Source organism: Bacillus cereus group sp. BfR-BA-01356 (assembly GCF_022663635.1).
Lineage (GTDB): Bacteria > Bacillota > Bacilli > Bacillales > Bacillaceae_G > Bacillus_A > Bacillus_A cereus.
This window is the reverse complement of record NZ_JAKUFX010000262.1, coordinates 1-1576: the sequence shown is the minus strand read 5'-3', so window position 1 is coordinate 1576 and position 1576 is coordinate 1. Positions and strand designations below refer to the sequence as shown.

Here is a 1576-nt window from a genome sequence, read left to right as displayed (position 1 = left end):
TTTTACATAAAATACTGGTCTAGTTTCGTGATGTCTTTTTTAAGCAATTTGTCCTTTGATAACTTCAAAAGATATTATTTTTCAGTTGACATACTACCGCAGGTCTTTTAAATATAAAAAACCCCGCCCTTATCTTAAAAAAGATAAGGGCGGGGCTGTATAAACAGTCGCGGTACCACCTTATTTCGCCAATTACTCACATAATTAGCCTTAACAAGTACGGAGCTATGTGCTCTTATACTGTGGTTTTGATAACGAGTACCAACTCTCGTCGCCGCCTACTATTATCATTTGATAAGTTCAGGACGAAGCTCAAAGGCCATTGTTCAAATGAATATTCTTGCTTCTTCTCAGCTACCGAAGCTCTCTGGAAAGAATGTGTTCATCCTACTTTTCCTTTTCAACGCTTTTACGTATAACAAGTATTTTACGACTTAATCACAGAAAAATCAAACTTTTATCCAGAACGAAAAGGAAATCCCATCCTCCCGCCGAAAACCTATACGTTCACAAAAGGAGTGATAACATTGAACCAAAAACAACTAAGCATTATAAATGAAAAAAGCTGGAATACAGCTGCTTATGAAGCTTGGACGAATCGCCATGGGGCACCAGCTGATTATGCGAAAAAAATCATGGAAGATCCCACACGCGAAGTAGCACATTATTTACCTTACATACAATCTCCAAAAGGAAAACGTATTATTAACTTACTCGGCTCAAAAGGAAATAAAGCTGTCGCACTTGCCCTTTTAGGCTCTGACGTAACAGTTGTTGATATTTCAGCAAGTAATGCAAAATATGCAAATGAACTTGCGGACGCAGCAGGTGTCTCTATCCAGTATGTCGTTTCTGATGTATTAAATGTGCAGCTCTCCGAATCATTTGATATCGTATTGCTGGAACTTGGTGTACTCCATTACTTTCTAGATTTAAAACCACTCTTTCAAAAAATTGCTACTTTACTTAAGCGAGATGGAATGCTTATCCTTCGTGACTATCATCCTGTTTACACGAAATTATTAGGAGTCGACCACCCATCATTTCAGGCCAATGGAAATTATTTCGATGAAGAATTAATTGAAGATGATGTTGCTTATAGCATCCTTCTTACAGAAGCACAGAAAGAATCGCTACCTAAAACAACCATCCGTCGCTGGACGCTAGGAGAAATCATTACAACAATTGCGGAAGAACGTTTTAAAATCGAAAAACTAGTTGAAGAACATGGATCTCATCAAAGATGGGTCTTTCCTTCTACTGCACCAGAAGGAATCGAAGAACGTATCCCTGGTCTATATACAATAATTGCGACAGCATGCAAAAAAGGATCCCTTCACGGATAGGATCCTTTTTGCATGCTCACGCATATAAGTTAAGGTTGGAGATTACCATAATTCTGTAGAATAGGACACAAGATATTTCAACATTTCGTCTCTGACTTACGTCGTCAAAAAGGGGTATGACCACATCACTATCAAGCTAAGATTATACAATATCAAGTATAGTAGAGATTATTTCTTTTTTCTAAAAGCCAGGCTTAGAAAATTTAAAGGTTTGCATGCGAAATAAACCC

The 1576-nt window shown here is 37.7% G+C and carries 1 protein-coding gene and 1 other annotated feature; the gene reads left to right on the top strand.

Annotation, left to right across the window (positions count from 1 at the left end; genetic code table 11):
• Positions 1 to 142: 142 nt before the first annotated feature.
• Positions 143 to 413 (bottom strand) — a binding site (T-box leader).
• Between the two features lie 114 nt (positions 414 to 527).
• Entirely contained in the window at positions 528 to 1346 is an 819-nt protein-coding gene (locus MR168_RS32860) for a class I SAM-dependent methyltransferase (protein WP_086412478.1), read from the top strand.
• Positions 1347 to 1576 lie beyond the last annotated feature (230 nt).